Origin of the sequence: Streptococcus panodentis, from assembly GCF_017884005.1 — a bacterium.
GTDB lineage: Bacteria > Bacillota > Bacilli > Lactobacillales > Streptococcaceae > Streptococcus > Streptococcus panodentis.
The window spans coordinates 1-14,416 of sequence record NZ_QFAY01000014.1; the positions used below are offsets into that span (position 1 = coordinate 1).

The 14,416-nt window shown below is 46.7% G+C and carries 8 protein-coding genes and 1 pseudogene; 7 read left to right on the forward strand and 2 right to left on the reverse strand.

Annotated elements, in window-relative coordinates; genetic code table 11:
* The first annotated feature begins 990 nt into the window (after positions 1-990).
* Both DHL47_RS07375 and DHL47_RS07380 read left to right on the forward strand, forming a co-directional pair.
* Positions 991-1,872 carry an Rgg/GadR/MutR family transcriptional regulator gene (locus DHL47_RS07375; RefSeq protein WP_128835508.1) on the forward strand — a complete coding sequence of 294 codons (882 nt, stop codon included), beginning with the start codon at positions 991-993 and terminating at the stop codon, positions 1,870-1,872.
* 72 nt (positions 1,873-1,944) lie between these two features.
* Positions 1,945-6,669, forward strand: a complete 4,725-nt coding sequence (locus DHL47_RS07380; protein WP_209551424.1) for a glycoside hydrolase family 70 protein — start codon at positions 1,945-1,947, stop codon at positions 6,667-6,669.
* A 121-nt stretch (positions 6,670-6,790) separates the two neighbouring features.
* Here the strand turns inward: DHL47_RS07380 and DHL47_RS07385 are convergent, their stop codons facing one another.
* Positions 6,791-8,035 (reverse strand): MFS transporter, encoded by a 1,245-nt coding sequence (locus DHL47_RS07385; RefSeq protein ID WP_209551425.1) that lies wholly within the window; start codon positions 8,033-8,035, stop codon positions 6,791-6,793.
* 49 nt (positions 8,036-8,084) lie between these two features.
* Complete coding sequence (locus DHL47_RS07390; RefSeq protein ID WP_209551426.1) at positions 8,085-8,414, reverse strand: hypothetical protein; 330 nt, start codon at positions 8,412-8,414, stop codon at positions 8,085-8,087.
* Positions 8,415-8,512: 98 nt separating this feature from the next.
* Here DHL47_RS07390 and DHL47_RS07395 point away from each other — a divergent pair, with 98 nt between their 5' ends.
* From DHL47_RS07395 to DHL47_RS07415, 5 genes and pseudogenes are all read left to right on the forward strand, one after another.
* Positions 8,513-9,043 (forward strand): DUF177 domain-containing protein, encoded by a 531-nt coding sequence (locus DHL47_RS07395; protein ID WP_209551427.1) that lies wholly within the window; start codon positions 8,513-8,515, stop codon positions 9,041-9,043.
* A 30-nt stretch (positions 9,044-9,073) separates the two neighbouring features.
* Positions 9,074-9,310, forward strand: a pseudogene (locus tag DHL47_RS07400) (flotillin family protein); the annotation flags it as partial.
* A 303-nt stretch (positions 9,311-9,613) separates the two neighbouring features.
* On the forward strand, positions 9,614-11,038 hold the full coding sequence (gene gndA, locus DHL47_RS07405; protein ID WP_128835512.1) for an NADP-dependent phosphogluconate dehydrogenase: 1,425 nt from the start codon (positions 9,614-9,616) through the stop codon (positions 11,036-11,038).
* Positions 11,039-11,047: 9 nt separating this feature from the next.
* A complete protein-coding gene (locus tag DHL47_RS07410) occupies positions 11,048-11,737 on the forward strand; it encodes a response regulator transcription factor (protein ID WP_128835514.1) in 690 nt (229 codons plus the stop codon).
* Between the two features lie 479 nt (positions 11,738-12,216).
* The gene (locus DHL47_RS07415) at positions 12,217-14,400 is read left to right on the forward strand and encodes a PTS transporter subunit IIBC (RefSeq protein ID WP_209551428.1); all 2,184 of its coding nucleotides are present in this window, start codon (positions 12,217-12,219) and stop codon (positions 14,398-14,400) included.
* Positions 14,401-14,416: the final 16 nt, after the last annotated feature.

The following is a 14,416-nucleotide window of genomic DNA, read 5'->3' on the forward strand; positions in this document are numbered from 1 at the left end:
CGGGGGACTGTGAGAGGTTGGGAATAAAACAAACGCAGTTTGTGTCAAAACAGTCCGGGGGACTGTGAGAGGTTGGGAATAAAACAAACGCAGTTTGTGTCAAAACAGTTCGGGGGACTGTGAGAGGTTGGGGATGGGGAAAACAAAGTTTTCCTCAATGGTAGGAGCTTTTTGGAGTCTAAAAGACGAACAATCTTGACACATCCTAACGGATGTTTCATCCGTAACCTCAAAGCAATGCTTTTGTTGCTTCCTCTCGGAAGCTCTATCTATAACCTCAAAAGCTCCACTGGAGCTTTTGAGCAATCAGCTACCGCGTCAAAAGTTTTTTACCAAAACAAAGCAAGACTGAAAGACTTTTTATACAATATCTTCCAAAAGATGCCTCCCTCTGCGGGTGAGGACGCAGCCATCATGGGAGTCTGTCTCATCCTCTTTATCTCCAGCCTCCAACAGTCCTTCTGGACTGTTGGAGCAAGGTGAGCTGACAAAGTCATCAAAGAGAAACGAAATGACGATACAAGCTCCACAGTCCGCTGGATTGTGTGAGCGGGCCGAACTGCTGAAGGCGGACAGACTCAAGGAAGGGTTTCTGAACAAGTCTAGTATAAAAGTATTTTTGGTTTTGCTTTATCCTCTGCAAAATAGAAAGGAGACAGAAAATCTGGCCTGCCGTTCCTTTTCTGCGGGTGAAAAAGCTTGATTCTTCCAAGCTTTTTTAGTATCATTTCTCATTTATGAAAAAACAAATTTTATTTCTGAAAAGATGCATATTTATATCGCTGGAAGGCCTGTCTTTCCAGCTTTTTTCTATATTAATTTTTAATAAAGTAAAAAAATCACTATATTGTGTTACTTTAGAATTCAAATTAATCTAATTGTATCATCGTGAAAACATTCGTAATATTTTTTTAATATAATCGTAATAGTTTACTAGTATATTAAAAGTAGTAAAAAAACTTGTTACATATTTGCAAGTGAGGTGTGCTGATGCTAAAAACTTCAGGGAAAATTTTCAAAATTATCAGAGAATCAAAAAATATGTCTCTTAAGGAGGTGGCAGCAGGCGATATTTCAGTAGCTCAGCTGTCACGCTATGAGCGCGGTATGAGCGGGATTACGGTGGATGCGTTCTATAATTGCTTAAAGAATATGGCTGTTTCGCTGGATGAGTTTCAGTATGTCTACCATAACTATACAGAAGCAGATGATTTGGTCTTTTCCAACCGGCTGTCAGAAGCTTATCGGGAAAACAATCTGGTGAAACTGGAGAGCATTTTGGCTGAATGCCAGGCTTTGGAGAAAGAATTTCCCAAGAAAAAGAACTACCGGCTCAATACCATCATTGCCATGGGGACTCTCTCTCACTGCGACCAGCACTTTCAGGTCAGTAAAAAAGATGTGGACTACCTGACGGACTATCTCTTCTCAGTGGATGAATGGGGCCGTTATGAGCTCTGGCTCTTTACCAACAGCGTGGACCTGCTGACATCCAGCACGCTGGAAACCTTTGCCAGTGAGATGATCAACCGTACCCAGTTCTATAATAATCTGCCGGAAAACCGCAGGCGGATTATCGCCATGCTGCTCAATGTCATCAGTGTCTGCATCGAAGAAAATCACCTGCAGGTGGCTATGAAATTCCTCAATTATATGGATAATTTAAAAATCCCTGAAACAGAGCTGTATGAGAGAATTCTCATAAAATTTTACAAGGCTCTCTATTCATACAGAGTCGGCGGTTCCTATGCCCTGACGGAGATGGAGCAGTGTCTGGGGACTTTAGAATTTTTAAGCGCCTATGGTGCCGCTCAGAGGATGAAAGAGCAGATGGAGCGGATTGTCCTGCCGCAGTTGCAGATTTGCAAATAGAAGCAACCTCCTTCGGAAAAAGATTAAAATAAAGGTAAAACTTTATACTTAATTATTTCAGAAGGAGGTTTTATGATGGAGAAAAAAGTTCATTATAAAATGCATAAGGTCAAGAAGAACTGGGTAGCCATCAGTGTGACTGCCTTGTCGCTTCTCGTTGCCCCTAAAGTTCTCAGCCTTGAGGCAGAGACTGTTCATGCAGACGATCTGAATCAGGCAGCGCTTGATAAAGAAAGCTCAGAAAAGCAAACGGACCAAACAGAAGCTGCTTCAGCCAATCAGGGCAGTCTGTCTGATCAGCTGCCGGCAGAAACTGCGGCTGCTGCAAATGCAACTAAGGGAACTTATGAAGCTGCAGCACTCACCAGCCCGGTGACAGCTACGGATGCAGAACAGGCTGCTGTTAAAGAGGCAGCCCCAAAAGCGGATCAGCCAGCTCCTGCATCAGCAGAAAAGACGGCTGCAGTATCTGCTGACCAAGCACAGCCAGCCAGCCCGGCAGCAACCAGTGAAGCTGCCAAGACAGCAGCGCCTGCTCAAGCGAAGGAAGTCCGGCAGGCTGCTGAAAAGCCAGCGGAGTCAGCTGTTTCTGACAATGCTGCTGCCCAAAAAGCCCTTCTGAATAAGGACCGCAGCCCAGAAGCTGTGGCCGGTCAAAAGACAGCGGCTGAAAGATTAGCCGCTGCTCAAAATCGGGCCGCAGCAGAAGATAAAACAGGGCATGAAGAGGATGCGCTGGCTCATATCAAGACGATTGACGGCAAACAGTATTATGTTCAGGATGACGGCACGGTTAAGAAGAACTTTGTCCTTGAATTGGATGGCAAAATCCTGTATTTTGATGCGGAAACCGGTGCTCTGCTGGACTCTGCTGAATATCAGTTCAAGCAGGGAACGACCAGTCTTAATAATGAATTTACCAGAAAAAATGCCTTCTACGGCACTACATCCAAGGACATTGAAACGGTAGACAACTACCTGACGGCCGACAGCTGGTACCGGCCAAAAGAAATTCTCAAAAACGGCACGACCTGGACTGCATCAACAGAAAAGGATTTCCGTCCGCTCTTGATGGCTTGGTGGCCTGACAAGCAGACTCAGATCAACTACCTCAACTACATGAATCAGCAGGGGCTGGGAGGCAACGCCGCTTTTGAAAGCAAGGCAGAGCAGTCTGCCCTGACTCTGGCTGCTCAGAATGTCCAAAGAAAGATCGAGGAAAAAATCGGTCAGGAAGGCAGCACGACCTGGCTGAGAACCCTGATGGGAGCCTTTGTCAAGACCCAGCCAAACTGGAATATCTCTACTGAGTCCGAAACATTTGGGGACAACAAAGATCATCTGCAAGGCGGCGCTCTGCTCTATACCAATAATAAGAGAACTTCTTATGCTAATTCAGACTACCGTCTGCTGAACCGCACACCGACCAGCCAAACCGGGACACCAAAATACTTTATCGATCAGTCAAACGGCGGATACGAATTTCTGCTGGCCAATGATATTGACAATTCCAATCCAGCTGTTCAGGCAGAACAGCTCAACTGGCTCCACTTTATGATGAACTTCGGCAGTATCGTAGCCAATGATCCGACTGCTAACTTTGACGGAGTGCGGGTGGATGCAGTGGACAATGTCAATGCCGACCTCCTGCAGATTGCTTCTGACTACTTCAAGGCTTACTATGGGGTCAATGACAGCGAAGCCAAGGCGATTGCGCATCTGTCCATTCTGGAAGCTTGGTCTGACAATGATCCAGACTATAACAAAGACAATAAGGGTGCTCAGCTGCCGATCGACAACAAGCTGCGCCTGTCTCTTCTCTACTCTTTCCTGCGTCCTCTGAGTGTCCGCAGCGGTGTAGAGCCAACCATCAGCAACAGTCTCAATGACCGCTCCAAGGCCAATAAAAATACTGAGCGGATGGCCAACTATGTCTTTGTACGGGCTCATGACAGCGAAGTACAGACTGTTATTGCCGATATTATCAAGAAAAATATCAATCCCAATACAGATGGTCTGACCTTCACCATGGATGAGCTGAAAGCAGCCTTCAAGATTTACAATGCTGATATGCGCAAGGCTGACAAGGAATATACTCAGTTCAACATTCCGACAGCTTACGCCCTGATGCTGTCCAATAAGGACTCCATTACCCGTGTCTACTACGGCGACCTTTATACAGATGACGGCCAGTACATGGCTGAAAAATCGCCTTACTACGATGCTTTGGATGCCCTCATGCGTGCCCGTATCAAGTATGCAGCCGGCGGCCAGGACATGAAAGTGGACTATATGGGCGTAGCTCGTGACAGCAGCAAGTGGGAATACAATGGCATCCTGTCCTCTGTCCGTTACGGAACGGGTGCCAATGAGGCAAGCGACGCTGGGACAGCGGAAACCCGTACCCAAGGGATGGCGGTTATTGCTTCTAATAATCCGAATCTCAAACTGAATACTTGGGACAAGCTGCAGGTTAATATGGGAGCAGCCCACAAGAACCAATATTACCGTCCGCTGCTCTTGACGACTAAAGACGGCATCAGCCGCTATCTGTCAGATGAAGAGGTGCCAAGCTCCCTGTGGAAGAAGACCGATGCCAACGGTATCCTGACCTTTGATATGAATGATATTGCCGGTTACAGCAATGTACAGGTGTCAGGCTATCTGGCGGTTTGGGTGCCGGTCGGTGCGACAGAAGACCAAGATGTCCGCGTAGCTCCAAGCAACAGCAAGTCCAAAGGCGGTCAGGTTTACAATTCCAGCACAGCGCTTGATTCACAGCTGATTTATGAAGGGTTCTCTAACTTCCAAGACTTTGCAGAAAGAGACGACCAGTACACAAATAAAGTCATTGCTAAAAATGTCAACCTCTTTAAAGAGTGGGGAGTCACCTCCTTTGAGCTGCCGCCGCAGTATGTGTCCAGTCAGGACGGAAGTTTCCTTGATTCCATTATCCAAAACGGGTATGCATTTGAAGACCGCTACGACATGGCCCTGAGCAAGAACAATAAATACGGCTCTCTGGAAGATCTGCTCAATGTCCTGCGTGCTCTGCACAGTGTCAATATTCAGGCTATTGCAGACTGGGTGCCAGACCAGATTTACAATCTGCCGGGCAAAGAAGTAGTGACAGCAACCCGGGTGAATAACTACGGTGTTTACCGCGAGGGCGCAGAAATCAAGGAAAGCCTCTATGTAGCCAACACCAAGACAGACGGCAAGGACTATCAAGGCAAATACGGAGGCGCCTTCCTGGATGAGCTGAAGGCTAAGTATCCGTCAATTTTTGAGCGCAAGCAAATCTCCACCGGTCAAAAAATGACCACCGATGAGAAAATCACCCAGTGGTCTGCTAAGTACTTCAATGGCACCAATATTCTGGGCCGCGGTGCTTACTATGTCCTGAAAGACTGGGCCAGCAATGAGTACCTGTCAACAGAAAAAGGCTATACATTCCTTCCGAAGCAGCTCCTCAACAGAAAGGCTGAGACTGGCTTTAAGAGCGATACTAAGGGGATTAAATTCTTCTCAACCAGCGGCTATCAAGCCAAGGATGCCTTTATCGAAGACGAGCAGGGCAACTGGTATTACTTTGATCAGCAAGGCTACCTAGTGACCGGCGCTTATGAACTGGGCGGCAAGAAACTGTACTTCCTCAAAAACGGTATCCAGCTCCGCGATGCTCTTCGTGAAGATGAAGAAGGCAATCAGTATTATTATGATAAGACGGGTGCTCAAATCTTAAACCGCTACTACAGTACAGACGGACGGAACTGGCGTTACTTTGATGCCAAGGGTGTTATGGCCAGAGGCTTGGTAACGCTGGAGGGCAAGGTGAAATTCTTTGATCAGGATGGTTTCCAAGTCAAGGGGAAGATGGCGCGGGCCAAGGACGGCAAGCTCCGCTACTTTGACAAGGACTCTGGTGAGCTGGTCTTCAACCGCTTTGCACAGGAAGGCGACAGCAACAACTGGTATTACTTCGGCTCAGACGGCACTGCACTGACAGGTCTCCAGACGATTGGCAAGCAAACCCTTTACTTTGATACTGACGGTAAGCAGGTCAAGGGGAAAGTGGTGACACTGGCAGATAAGTCTATCCGTTATTTTGATGCGGATTCAGGCGAAATGGCTGTCAGCAAATTTGTCGAAGCAGCCAAGAATATTTGGTATTACTTTGACCAAGCTGGAAAAGCAGTAACAGGCCTGCAGACGATTAATCAGCAGATTCTTTACTTCAACCAAGACGGCAGTCAGGTCAAGGGTCAGCTGATTAAGAACGATAAAGGGCAGTATTTCTACTTTGATGCAGATTCAGGCGAGCTGGTGACCAACCGCTTTGCAGAACCCACTCCAAATGCTTGGTATTACTTTGGCCAGGACGGTGTGGCGTATACTGGAGCGAGACGGATTGGCAAGCAAAATCTTTACTTTGATGCCAACGGCAAGCAGGTTAAAGGGCAGTTAGTGGCTGTATCCGGTAAAAATTACTATTACGATGCCGATTCTGGTGAACAGGCCGTCAGCAAGTTTGTTGAAGTGACGCCAACTGTTTGGTATTACTTCGGTCAGGACGGCGCTGCTTACACCGGTGCAAAGCGCATCAACGGCCAAGACCTTTACTTTGATGCTGACGGCAAGCAGGTCAAGGGTCAGGTGAGATATGTCAATGGTGCTTATCGCTATTATGATCCAAACTCCGGCGCCATGGTCCGCAACAAGTGGATTCAGCTGGATGACGGTACTTGGTACTACTTTGACCACAGCGGCCGGGGCAGACGCTTCAACTGGGTATAAGGTAAGTGAAATTTGAACTTTTAGCTTTCTGATACACAAAAAACGATAACTTCCAAATGATGAGTTATCGTTTTTTATCATCTTTTAGTTTGCTGTTCCTTCCAAGGCAATAGGATTGAATTCATCGGGCTTCTTTTATATCGTTCTTTCTTTCAAGAGACAGGATCAGAGCCATCACGCCGATAAAGCTGAAGATTAGCCAGCTAGCCTTCATATTCCAAAGAGCTAGACTGGAGAAGATCATAGTCCCCAGAGGAACGGAGAAGGAAAAGAGCAGACTTAGGAAGCTGGAAGTCTGAGCGAGAACGTTGGAAGGCAGCTTGCTCAGCAAGAGAGTGTTGATTTTTGGGTTGATCTTGCCGGAGATATAAGCAAGTAAAAAGCCGAAAGCAATGCCGACGAAAACAGGAAGGTGCAAGAAGTTGCTGACAGCAAGCAGAATCATCATAAGGGCGGCCCAGATGATGAGCTGATGGAGTGCTAAACGGCTGAAGTAATCGTTGGGAGTCAGGCTGGCTGCGATCATGGCTAGGACAAGCGTCGTCTGAAGAATCAAGAGCGACTGGCTAAAAGATAGATGAAAGATGGGGTTGTCTAGCAAGTAGAGATTATAAAGAGCTATCAGAGAACCTGCCATAGCGTTAATGACCAAGATTTGCGCCAGCAGTTTGAGAAAGTTATTAGAGCCCTCCTGCTCAAAGATGAGTTTGGACGATGTATACATTTTTTTCAGTTCTTCCTTGAGAGGAGGTTTATTCTCAGAAATGGTTACCGGATCATGGGTCAATCGACGTCGGACGAGATAGAGGGTGGTAGAGGAGAGCAGGAAGGTTAAAGAATTGACTAAAGCGACTAGGAAAAAGTTTTGCTGGCTGATTGCTAAGAGCCAAACTCCTAAAGCCTGACCAGCTAGACTACAAAGAAAACTGATAAGCTGGGTAAAGGAGAAGGCCTCCATTAGATCTTGCTCGGGAATGTTCTTTTTCAAAATTGGCATTTGCAGACCACTTCGATAGTCGCTGATAATATCAGAAAGAATATTCATGAAGCAGACCACTGAAAAGGCTAGATAAGAGCTGGAACGAGTCATAAAGGCGACAAGGATAAAGAGCAGGGCTTGCACATAGCCAAAATGAATCAGCCAACGAGCTTTATGGACGGTCTTATCAGCTTTGATACCGACAAAAATAGTAAAGAAAGTCGGAACCAGAACGATGAAATTAGCCAGGGCAATGGCAAACTTGGGGTTGGGCATGCTGGAAGCAAATACAACAAAAACAATATTGAAAATAGAAGCTCCCAAGGTATTGAAGATTCGGGAGAGGCTGATAAAAGCAAATAATGTATTCCGTAAGGCAAGTTTCATACAAATCTCCTTTAGCAATGAATTGCTTGAAAAATTTTTCAAATATAATCTATAACTGCAAGGTCTTGACAGCTTTGATTATAGCAGGATAGAGCCTGATTGCAAGAGCTTTTCCGCAAGTGGTCAGGTCTCCTAGGTAAGTGGTCAGATTCTGAAAGTGACTTGCGAGAGCTCTTTTGAGTTTTATATAAAATAGAAAGCAGAGTACTTGTTGCATTGATTCAGCGATTTTTAGAGTAAAGATGTTAACGTCAGCAGAGTCTGTCCCACCACCATCAAAAACTCCGCTTTCTAATTGAGAATTATCCGCCAGTCGCCTCGGATAAAGAAATATGCTTGGCCTCTCAAAAAATCTAAAAACCTGTCCTAGATGTTTCATCGTCTTCCCTCCTTGCACTTGCTCATAACAAAATAATTTTCAATAACAGAAGAGCGGCCAAACATGATATAATAAAAGAAAAAAACAAAGAGGAACTTATGTTGAACATACAAGAAATTCGCAAAAATCCAGACGGGCTGGCTTTTGATAAAAAGCTGGACTTGACAGAAGAGTTGAAAGGGCGCAATGCTGAAATTTTAGATGTTCAGGGGATTGTAGCCAGCGGCAAAGCCCAGTATGAGGACGGCCTGTATTTTCTGGACTACGACCTGTCCTACACCATCACCCTTGCTTCCAGCCGCAGTATGGAGCCGGTGGAGCTGCAGGAGTCTTACTTGGTCAATGAAGTCTTCATGGAAGAAGGCAAGACGGCCTCGCAGGAGCTGATTGATCAAGATCTGGTCCTGCCCATTGAAAAGGGTGAAATCAATCTGGCTGAAAGTGTGGCTGATAATATTCTCCTTCATATCCCTTTGAAAATCCTGACCGCAGCAGAAGAAGCCGGCCAGGGGTTTCTGTCCGGTCAGGATTGGCAGGTTATGACAGAGGAAGAATTTGCCGCAGCTCAGGCCGCCAAAAAAGAAGAAAACAGCCCTTTTGCTGACTTGCAAGGCCTCTTTGATGAATGATTTTGCAAAAAATAAAAAAGTTTGAGAATTCAAACTGTTGCAGAGCCTTTGACGAAAGTAGATAAAATTACCATGTAGGGTGAAGGAAATGCCTCTAAGATGGTTGGCGATATTATGCAGAGCATTGATCAGGTATCGCAAGGGGCAGGATTTGATATCCGTCAGCTGCTGGCAGGAGCTTTAGGTGTTCATATGACAGTTAATAAACTCAGGCAAGAGGAACAGCCTGTAATCGAAGCGGAAAATCTTGAAACGGATAAAAAGTAATATAGACTGCACAGACAAGTCGTCACGAGCGATTTGTCTTTTGTATGTAAAAAAATGAATCGAATGAATCCATGCTCCATAAAATTCGTCAGTAAGGCGGGCAGGAGTCAGAAGCAGGAGGTATAGGCGTTCAGCAAGACAATCTAACAACGTAATCAAAGATAAACTAAATGATGATAAAAATAAAGGAGGCCGGGCTAAAGCACTGTTCTTTACCCACTCTCCCAATCCGTCTCCGACTTAATACTTTCTTTTAAGGCTTAAAAATGATAAAATAAAACAAACTAAGTATAGGAGAACAAAATGACAAAAGCAAACTTTGGTGTTGTCGGTATGGCTGTTATGGGCCGCAATCTGGCTCTCAATATCGAATCCCGCGGCTATACAGTAGCGATTTACAACCGCTCTGCCAATAAGACGGAAGATGTGGTAAAGAGCCATCCTGAAAAGAATTTTGTACCCAGCTATGATGTGGAATCGTTTGTAAATTCTATTGAAAAACCACGCCGTATCATGCTCATGGTGCAGGCAGGTCCGGGTACTGATGCGACCATTCAGGCGCTTCTGCCTCACTTGGACAAGGGGGATATTCTGATTGACGGCGGCAATACTTTCTACAAGGACACCATCCGCCGCAATGAAGAGCTGGCTAACTCAGGCATCAACTTCATCGGTACAGGTGTTTCCGGCGGAGAAAAAGGCGCTCTGGAGGGTCCTTCTATCATGCCGGGCGGCCAAAAAGAAGCCTATGAGCTGGTTGCAGATGTTTTGGAAGAAATCTCTGCCAAGGCTCCAGAAGACGGAGCGCCTTGTGTGACCTACATCGGTCCTGACGGGGCCGGCCACTATGTCAAAATGGTCCACAACGGCATTGAGTACGGTGATATGCAGCTTATCGCTGAAAGCTATGACCTCATGCAGAACCTGCTGGGCCTGTCTGCTGCTGAAATGGCTGCTATCTTCACTGAGTGGAACAAGGGTGAGCTGGACAGCTATCTGATTGAAATCACTGCTGACATCTTGACCCGCAAGGATGATGAAGGGCAGGACGGCCCGATTGTGGACTATATTTTGGATGCTGCCGGCAATAAGGGAACAGGGAAATGGACCAGCCAGTCCTCACTGGATTTGGGTGTGCCTCTGCCTCTCATTACGGAGTCAGTCTTTGCCCGCTATATCTCCACCTACAAGGATGAGCGGGTACAGGCCAGCAAGGTACTGCCAAAACCAGCTGCCTTCACATTTAGCGGAGACAGGGCAGAGCTGATTGAAAAAATCCGTCAGGCTCTCTATTTCTCCAAAATCATGTCCTATGCCCAAGGCTTTGCTCAGCTGCGCGTAGCGTCTAAAGAAAACAAGTGGAATCTGCCTTTTGGTGAGATTGCTTCTATCTGGCGTGCCGGCTGTATTATCCGTGCCCGCTTCCTGCAAAAGATTACCGATGCATACAGTCGCGATGCGGATTTGGCGAATCTGCTCCTTGATGAATACTTCATAGACATCACTGCTAAATACCAGCAGGCGGTCCGTGATGTAGTCAGTTTGGCAGTTCAGGCAGGTGTTCCGGTACCGACTTTCTCCAGTGCGATTGCTTATTTTGACAGCTACCGGGCGGAAAATCTGCCGGCTAACCTGATTCAGGCTCAGCGCGATTACTTCGGTGCCCATACCTATGAGCGCAAAGACAAAGAAGGTATTTACCACTATTCTTGGTACGACGAAAAATAGGATAAGCCAATGGCGAAGCGAATTTTACTAGTAGAAAATGAAAAGAATCTTGCTCGGTTTGTCAGTCTGGAACTGCAAAAAGAAAGCTTTATCGTAGATGTGGCAGAGACTGGTCAGGAAGGTCTGAAGCTGACGAAGGAGACGGACTATGACTTGCTTTTGCTCAATGATGACCTGCAGGATATGACAGCCTCTGACTTTGCGGAGCGGCTGAGTGTCTTCAAGCCAGCCTCTGTGATTATCGTGCTGGTCAGCCGTGAGGAATTAGCAGAGCGGCTGGAGGCGATTCAGCATTTTGCTGTATCATATATGGTGAAGCCTTTTATCATCAGCGATTTGGTGGAGCGCGTGTCCGTTATTTTCCGGGGGCGGGACTTCATTGATCAGCACTGCAGTCTCCTGAAAATTCCGACTTCTTACCGTAATCTGCGGGTAGATCTTAAAAATCATACGGTTTACCGCGGTGAGGAAGTCATTGCCCTGACGCGGCGTGAATACGACCTGCTGGTCACTCTCATGGGCAGCAACAAAGTGATGAGCCGGGAACAGCTTCTGGAGCGGGTCTGGAAATACGAAGGTGCCACAGAAACCAATGTGGTGGATGTCTATATTCGCTATCTGCGCGGTAAAATTGATGTAGCCGGCCAGCCCAGCTATATCAAGACGGTTCGCGGTGTCGGCTATGCTATGCAAGAATAAACATGAAGTTCTGATTTCTTAAGGAAGTCAGAACTTTTTTAATGGTCTATCATGACTATAATGCTCGAAGAAGATCAGCAGTCAACTAGGCAGAAGCAGGCAGGATGGCGGTTAGCTGCTCATCCAGTCGCGGGAAATCCCAAAAAGGTTTCTCTAACTCCTGCTGTAACTTCCGTGAGGAAATGTCTTAAAAGTAAGGCAAAGCGACACTGATTTGATTTGCAGAGATTTTCGAAGAGTATAAAATTGAAAGAGGGTCGCATAATCATTCTCTCCTTGAACGGCTGTTTCATGCAATCGTTTTCTTGTCCAAAAATAAAAACTCTGCTAAAAGAAGGGAGATTTTTCTATAGCAAAGCCCAAAAGTGGTAAATATTTTTATAAAAGCCTTTACAAAACTAAAATTAATGGTATAATAAGGTTAGAATCAATGCAAACGATTTCATAAAAACTGTTTGCAAACATAAAAGGAGGTCTGGATGATGAAAGAATCATTCAAAGGCATTTTCACTTTTGAATTTTGGCAAAAATTCGGAAAAGCTTTAATGGTGGTCATTGCGGTTATGCCTGCGGCAGGGCTGATGATCAGTATTGGGAAGTCGATTCCTATGATAAATCCCAATCTGGGATTTTTGGTCACGACCGGCGGTGTCCTAGAGCAAATCGGCTGGGGCGTTATCGGCAATCTGCATATTCTTTTTGCGCTGGCTATCGGCGGCAGCTGGGCTAAAGAGCGTGCCGGCGGGGCCTTTGCAGCCGGCCTGTCTTTTATCCTGATTAACCGTATCACTGGGATTATGTTCGGCGTGACCTCGGACTTGCTGGCAGATAAGGAAGCGACTGTTCAGACTCTTCTGGGCGGGACCATCAAGGTTTCAGATTATTTTATCAGCGTCCTTGAATCTCCGGCTCTCAATATGGGGGTCTTTGTCGGAATCATCGCCGGTTTTGTCGGCGCAACTGCCTATAATAAATACTATAACTTCCGCAGGCTGCCGGATGCTCTGTCTTTCTTTAATGGCAAACGTTTTGTACCTTTTGTGGTCATTTTCCGCTCGGCCGTCGTTGCGATTCTCCTTTCCTTTATTTGGCCGCTGATCCAAAGCGGGATTAATGCTTTCGGTGTCTGGATTGCCAACTCTCAGGATACAGCGCCGATTCTGGCGCCCTTCCTCTATGGCACTCTGGAGCGCCTCTTGCTGCCGTTTGGCCTGCACCATATGCTGACGATTCCAATGAACTATACAGCTTTGGGCGGTACCTATGAGGTGCTGACCGGTGCGGCCAAGGGCACAGAAGTATTTGGCCAAGATCCGCTCTGGCTGGCTTGGGTCACCGATCTGGTGAACCTAAAGGGGGCCAATGCCGGCCAATACCAGCAGCTGCTGGATACGATTCATCCGGCCCGTTTCAAAGTGGGGCAAATGATTGGTTCTTTTGGGATCTTGATAGGAGTTATTGTGGCCATTTACCGCAATGTGGATCCAGACAAGAAGCACAAGTACAAAGGGATGATGATTGCGACAGCTCTGGCGACTTTCCTGACGGGTGTCACTGAGCCGATTGAGTACATGTTTATGTTTGTGGCAACACCGCTTTACTTGGTTTATTCAGTTGTGCAGGGAGCAGCCTTTGCTATGGCTGACATTGTCAATCTGCGCGTTCATTCTTTTGGTTCGATTGAATTTCTGACCCGGACTCCGATGGCTGTCAATGCCGGTCTGGGCAGTGATATTATTAACTTTATTTGGGTGACGCTTCTTTTTGGAGTCCTCATGTACTTCATTGCCAACTTTATGATTAAGAAGTTTAACTACGCGACTCCGGGCCGCAATGGCAACTATGAAACTGCTGAAAGCGGAGAAGAATCTGCTGCTGACGGCGGCAAGGTGGCTGCTGCTTCTCAGGCGGTCAATATTATCAATCTCTTGGGCGGCCGGGCGAATATCGTAGATGTGGATGCCTGCATGACCCGTCTGCGGGTAACGGTCAAGGAGGCAGAAAAAGTCGGCAGCGAGGAGCAGTGGAAGGCTGAAGGTGCCATGGGTCTGGTGATGAAAGGCCAAGGGGTGCAGGCTATCTACGGACCGAAAGCTGATGTCCTCAAATCCGATATTCAGGATTTATTGGACTCAGGAGAAGTCATTCCCGAAACCCTGCCGCATCAAAAGGCTGAATCTAAAGCTGCGGCAGTTGCTTACAAGGGTGTGACAGAAAACATCCAAGCAGTCGCTGACGGCCAGGTCATCGAGCTGGAAGATGTCAAAGATCCAGTCTTCTCACAAAAAATGATGGGAGACGGCTTTGCTGTCGAGCCTGAAAACGGTCAGATTTACTCACCAGTTGCCGGCACAGTGACCAATGTCTTTCCTACCAAGCATGCTCTTGGCCTCTTGACGGAGAATGGCTTGGAAGTTTTGGTGCACATCGGCTTGGATACAGTCAGCCTTGAAGGCAAACCTTTTGAAGTCCATGTGGCAGAAGGCCAAACCGTTGCTGCTGGTGAGCTTCTTGTGACGGCTGACTTGGAAGCAATCAAGGAAGCGGGACGTGAAACTTCAGCTCTTGTCGTCTTCACCAATGCAGCAGCCATCAAGTCTGTAAAGATTGAAAGACTCGGCCGAGCTGCTGCCAAGACAGTTGTCGCCAAAGTTGAACTGTAAGATAGAAAAGAGAGAC

What these genes read in the sequence shown, in the direction of transcription:
- DHL47_RS07375 (WP_128835508.1), top strand. Translation starts at nt 991, where the DNA reads ATGCTAAAAACTTCAGGGAAAATTTTCAAAATTATCAGAGAATCAAAA.
- DHL47_RS07380 (WP_209551424.1), top strand. Translation starts at nt 1,945, where the DNA reads ATGATGGAGAAAAAAGTTCATTATAAAATGCATAAGGTCAAGAAGAAC.
- DHL47_RS07385 (WP_209551425.1), bottom strand. Translation starts at nt 8,035, where the DNA reads ATGAAACTTGCCTTACGGAATACATTATTTGCTTTTATCAGCCTCTCC.
- DHL47_RS07390 (WP_209551426.1), bottom strand. Translation starts at nt 8,414, where the DNA reads ATGAAACATCTAGGACAGGTTTTTAGATTTTTTGAGAGGCCAAGCATA.
- DHL47_RS07395 (WP_209551427.1), top strand. Translation starts at nt 8,513, where the DNA reads ATGTTGAACATACAAGAAATTCGCAAAAATCCAGACGGGCTGGCTTTT.
- gndA (WP_128835512.1), top strand. Translation starts at nt 9,614, where the DNA reads ATGACAAAAGCAAACTTTGGTGTTGTCGGTATGGCTGTTATGGGCCGC.
- DHL47_RS07410 (WP_128835514.1), top strand. Translation starts at nt 11,048, where the DNA reads ATGGCGAAGCGAATTTTACTAGTAGAAAATGAAAAGAATCTTGCTCGG.
- DHL47_RS07415 (WP_209551428.1), top strand. Translation starts at nt 12,217, where the DNA reads ATGATGAAAGAATCATTCAAAGGCATTTTCACTTTTGAATTTTGGCAA.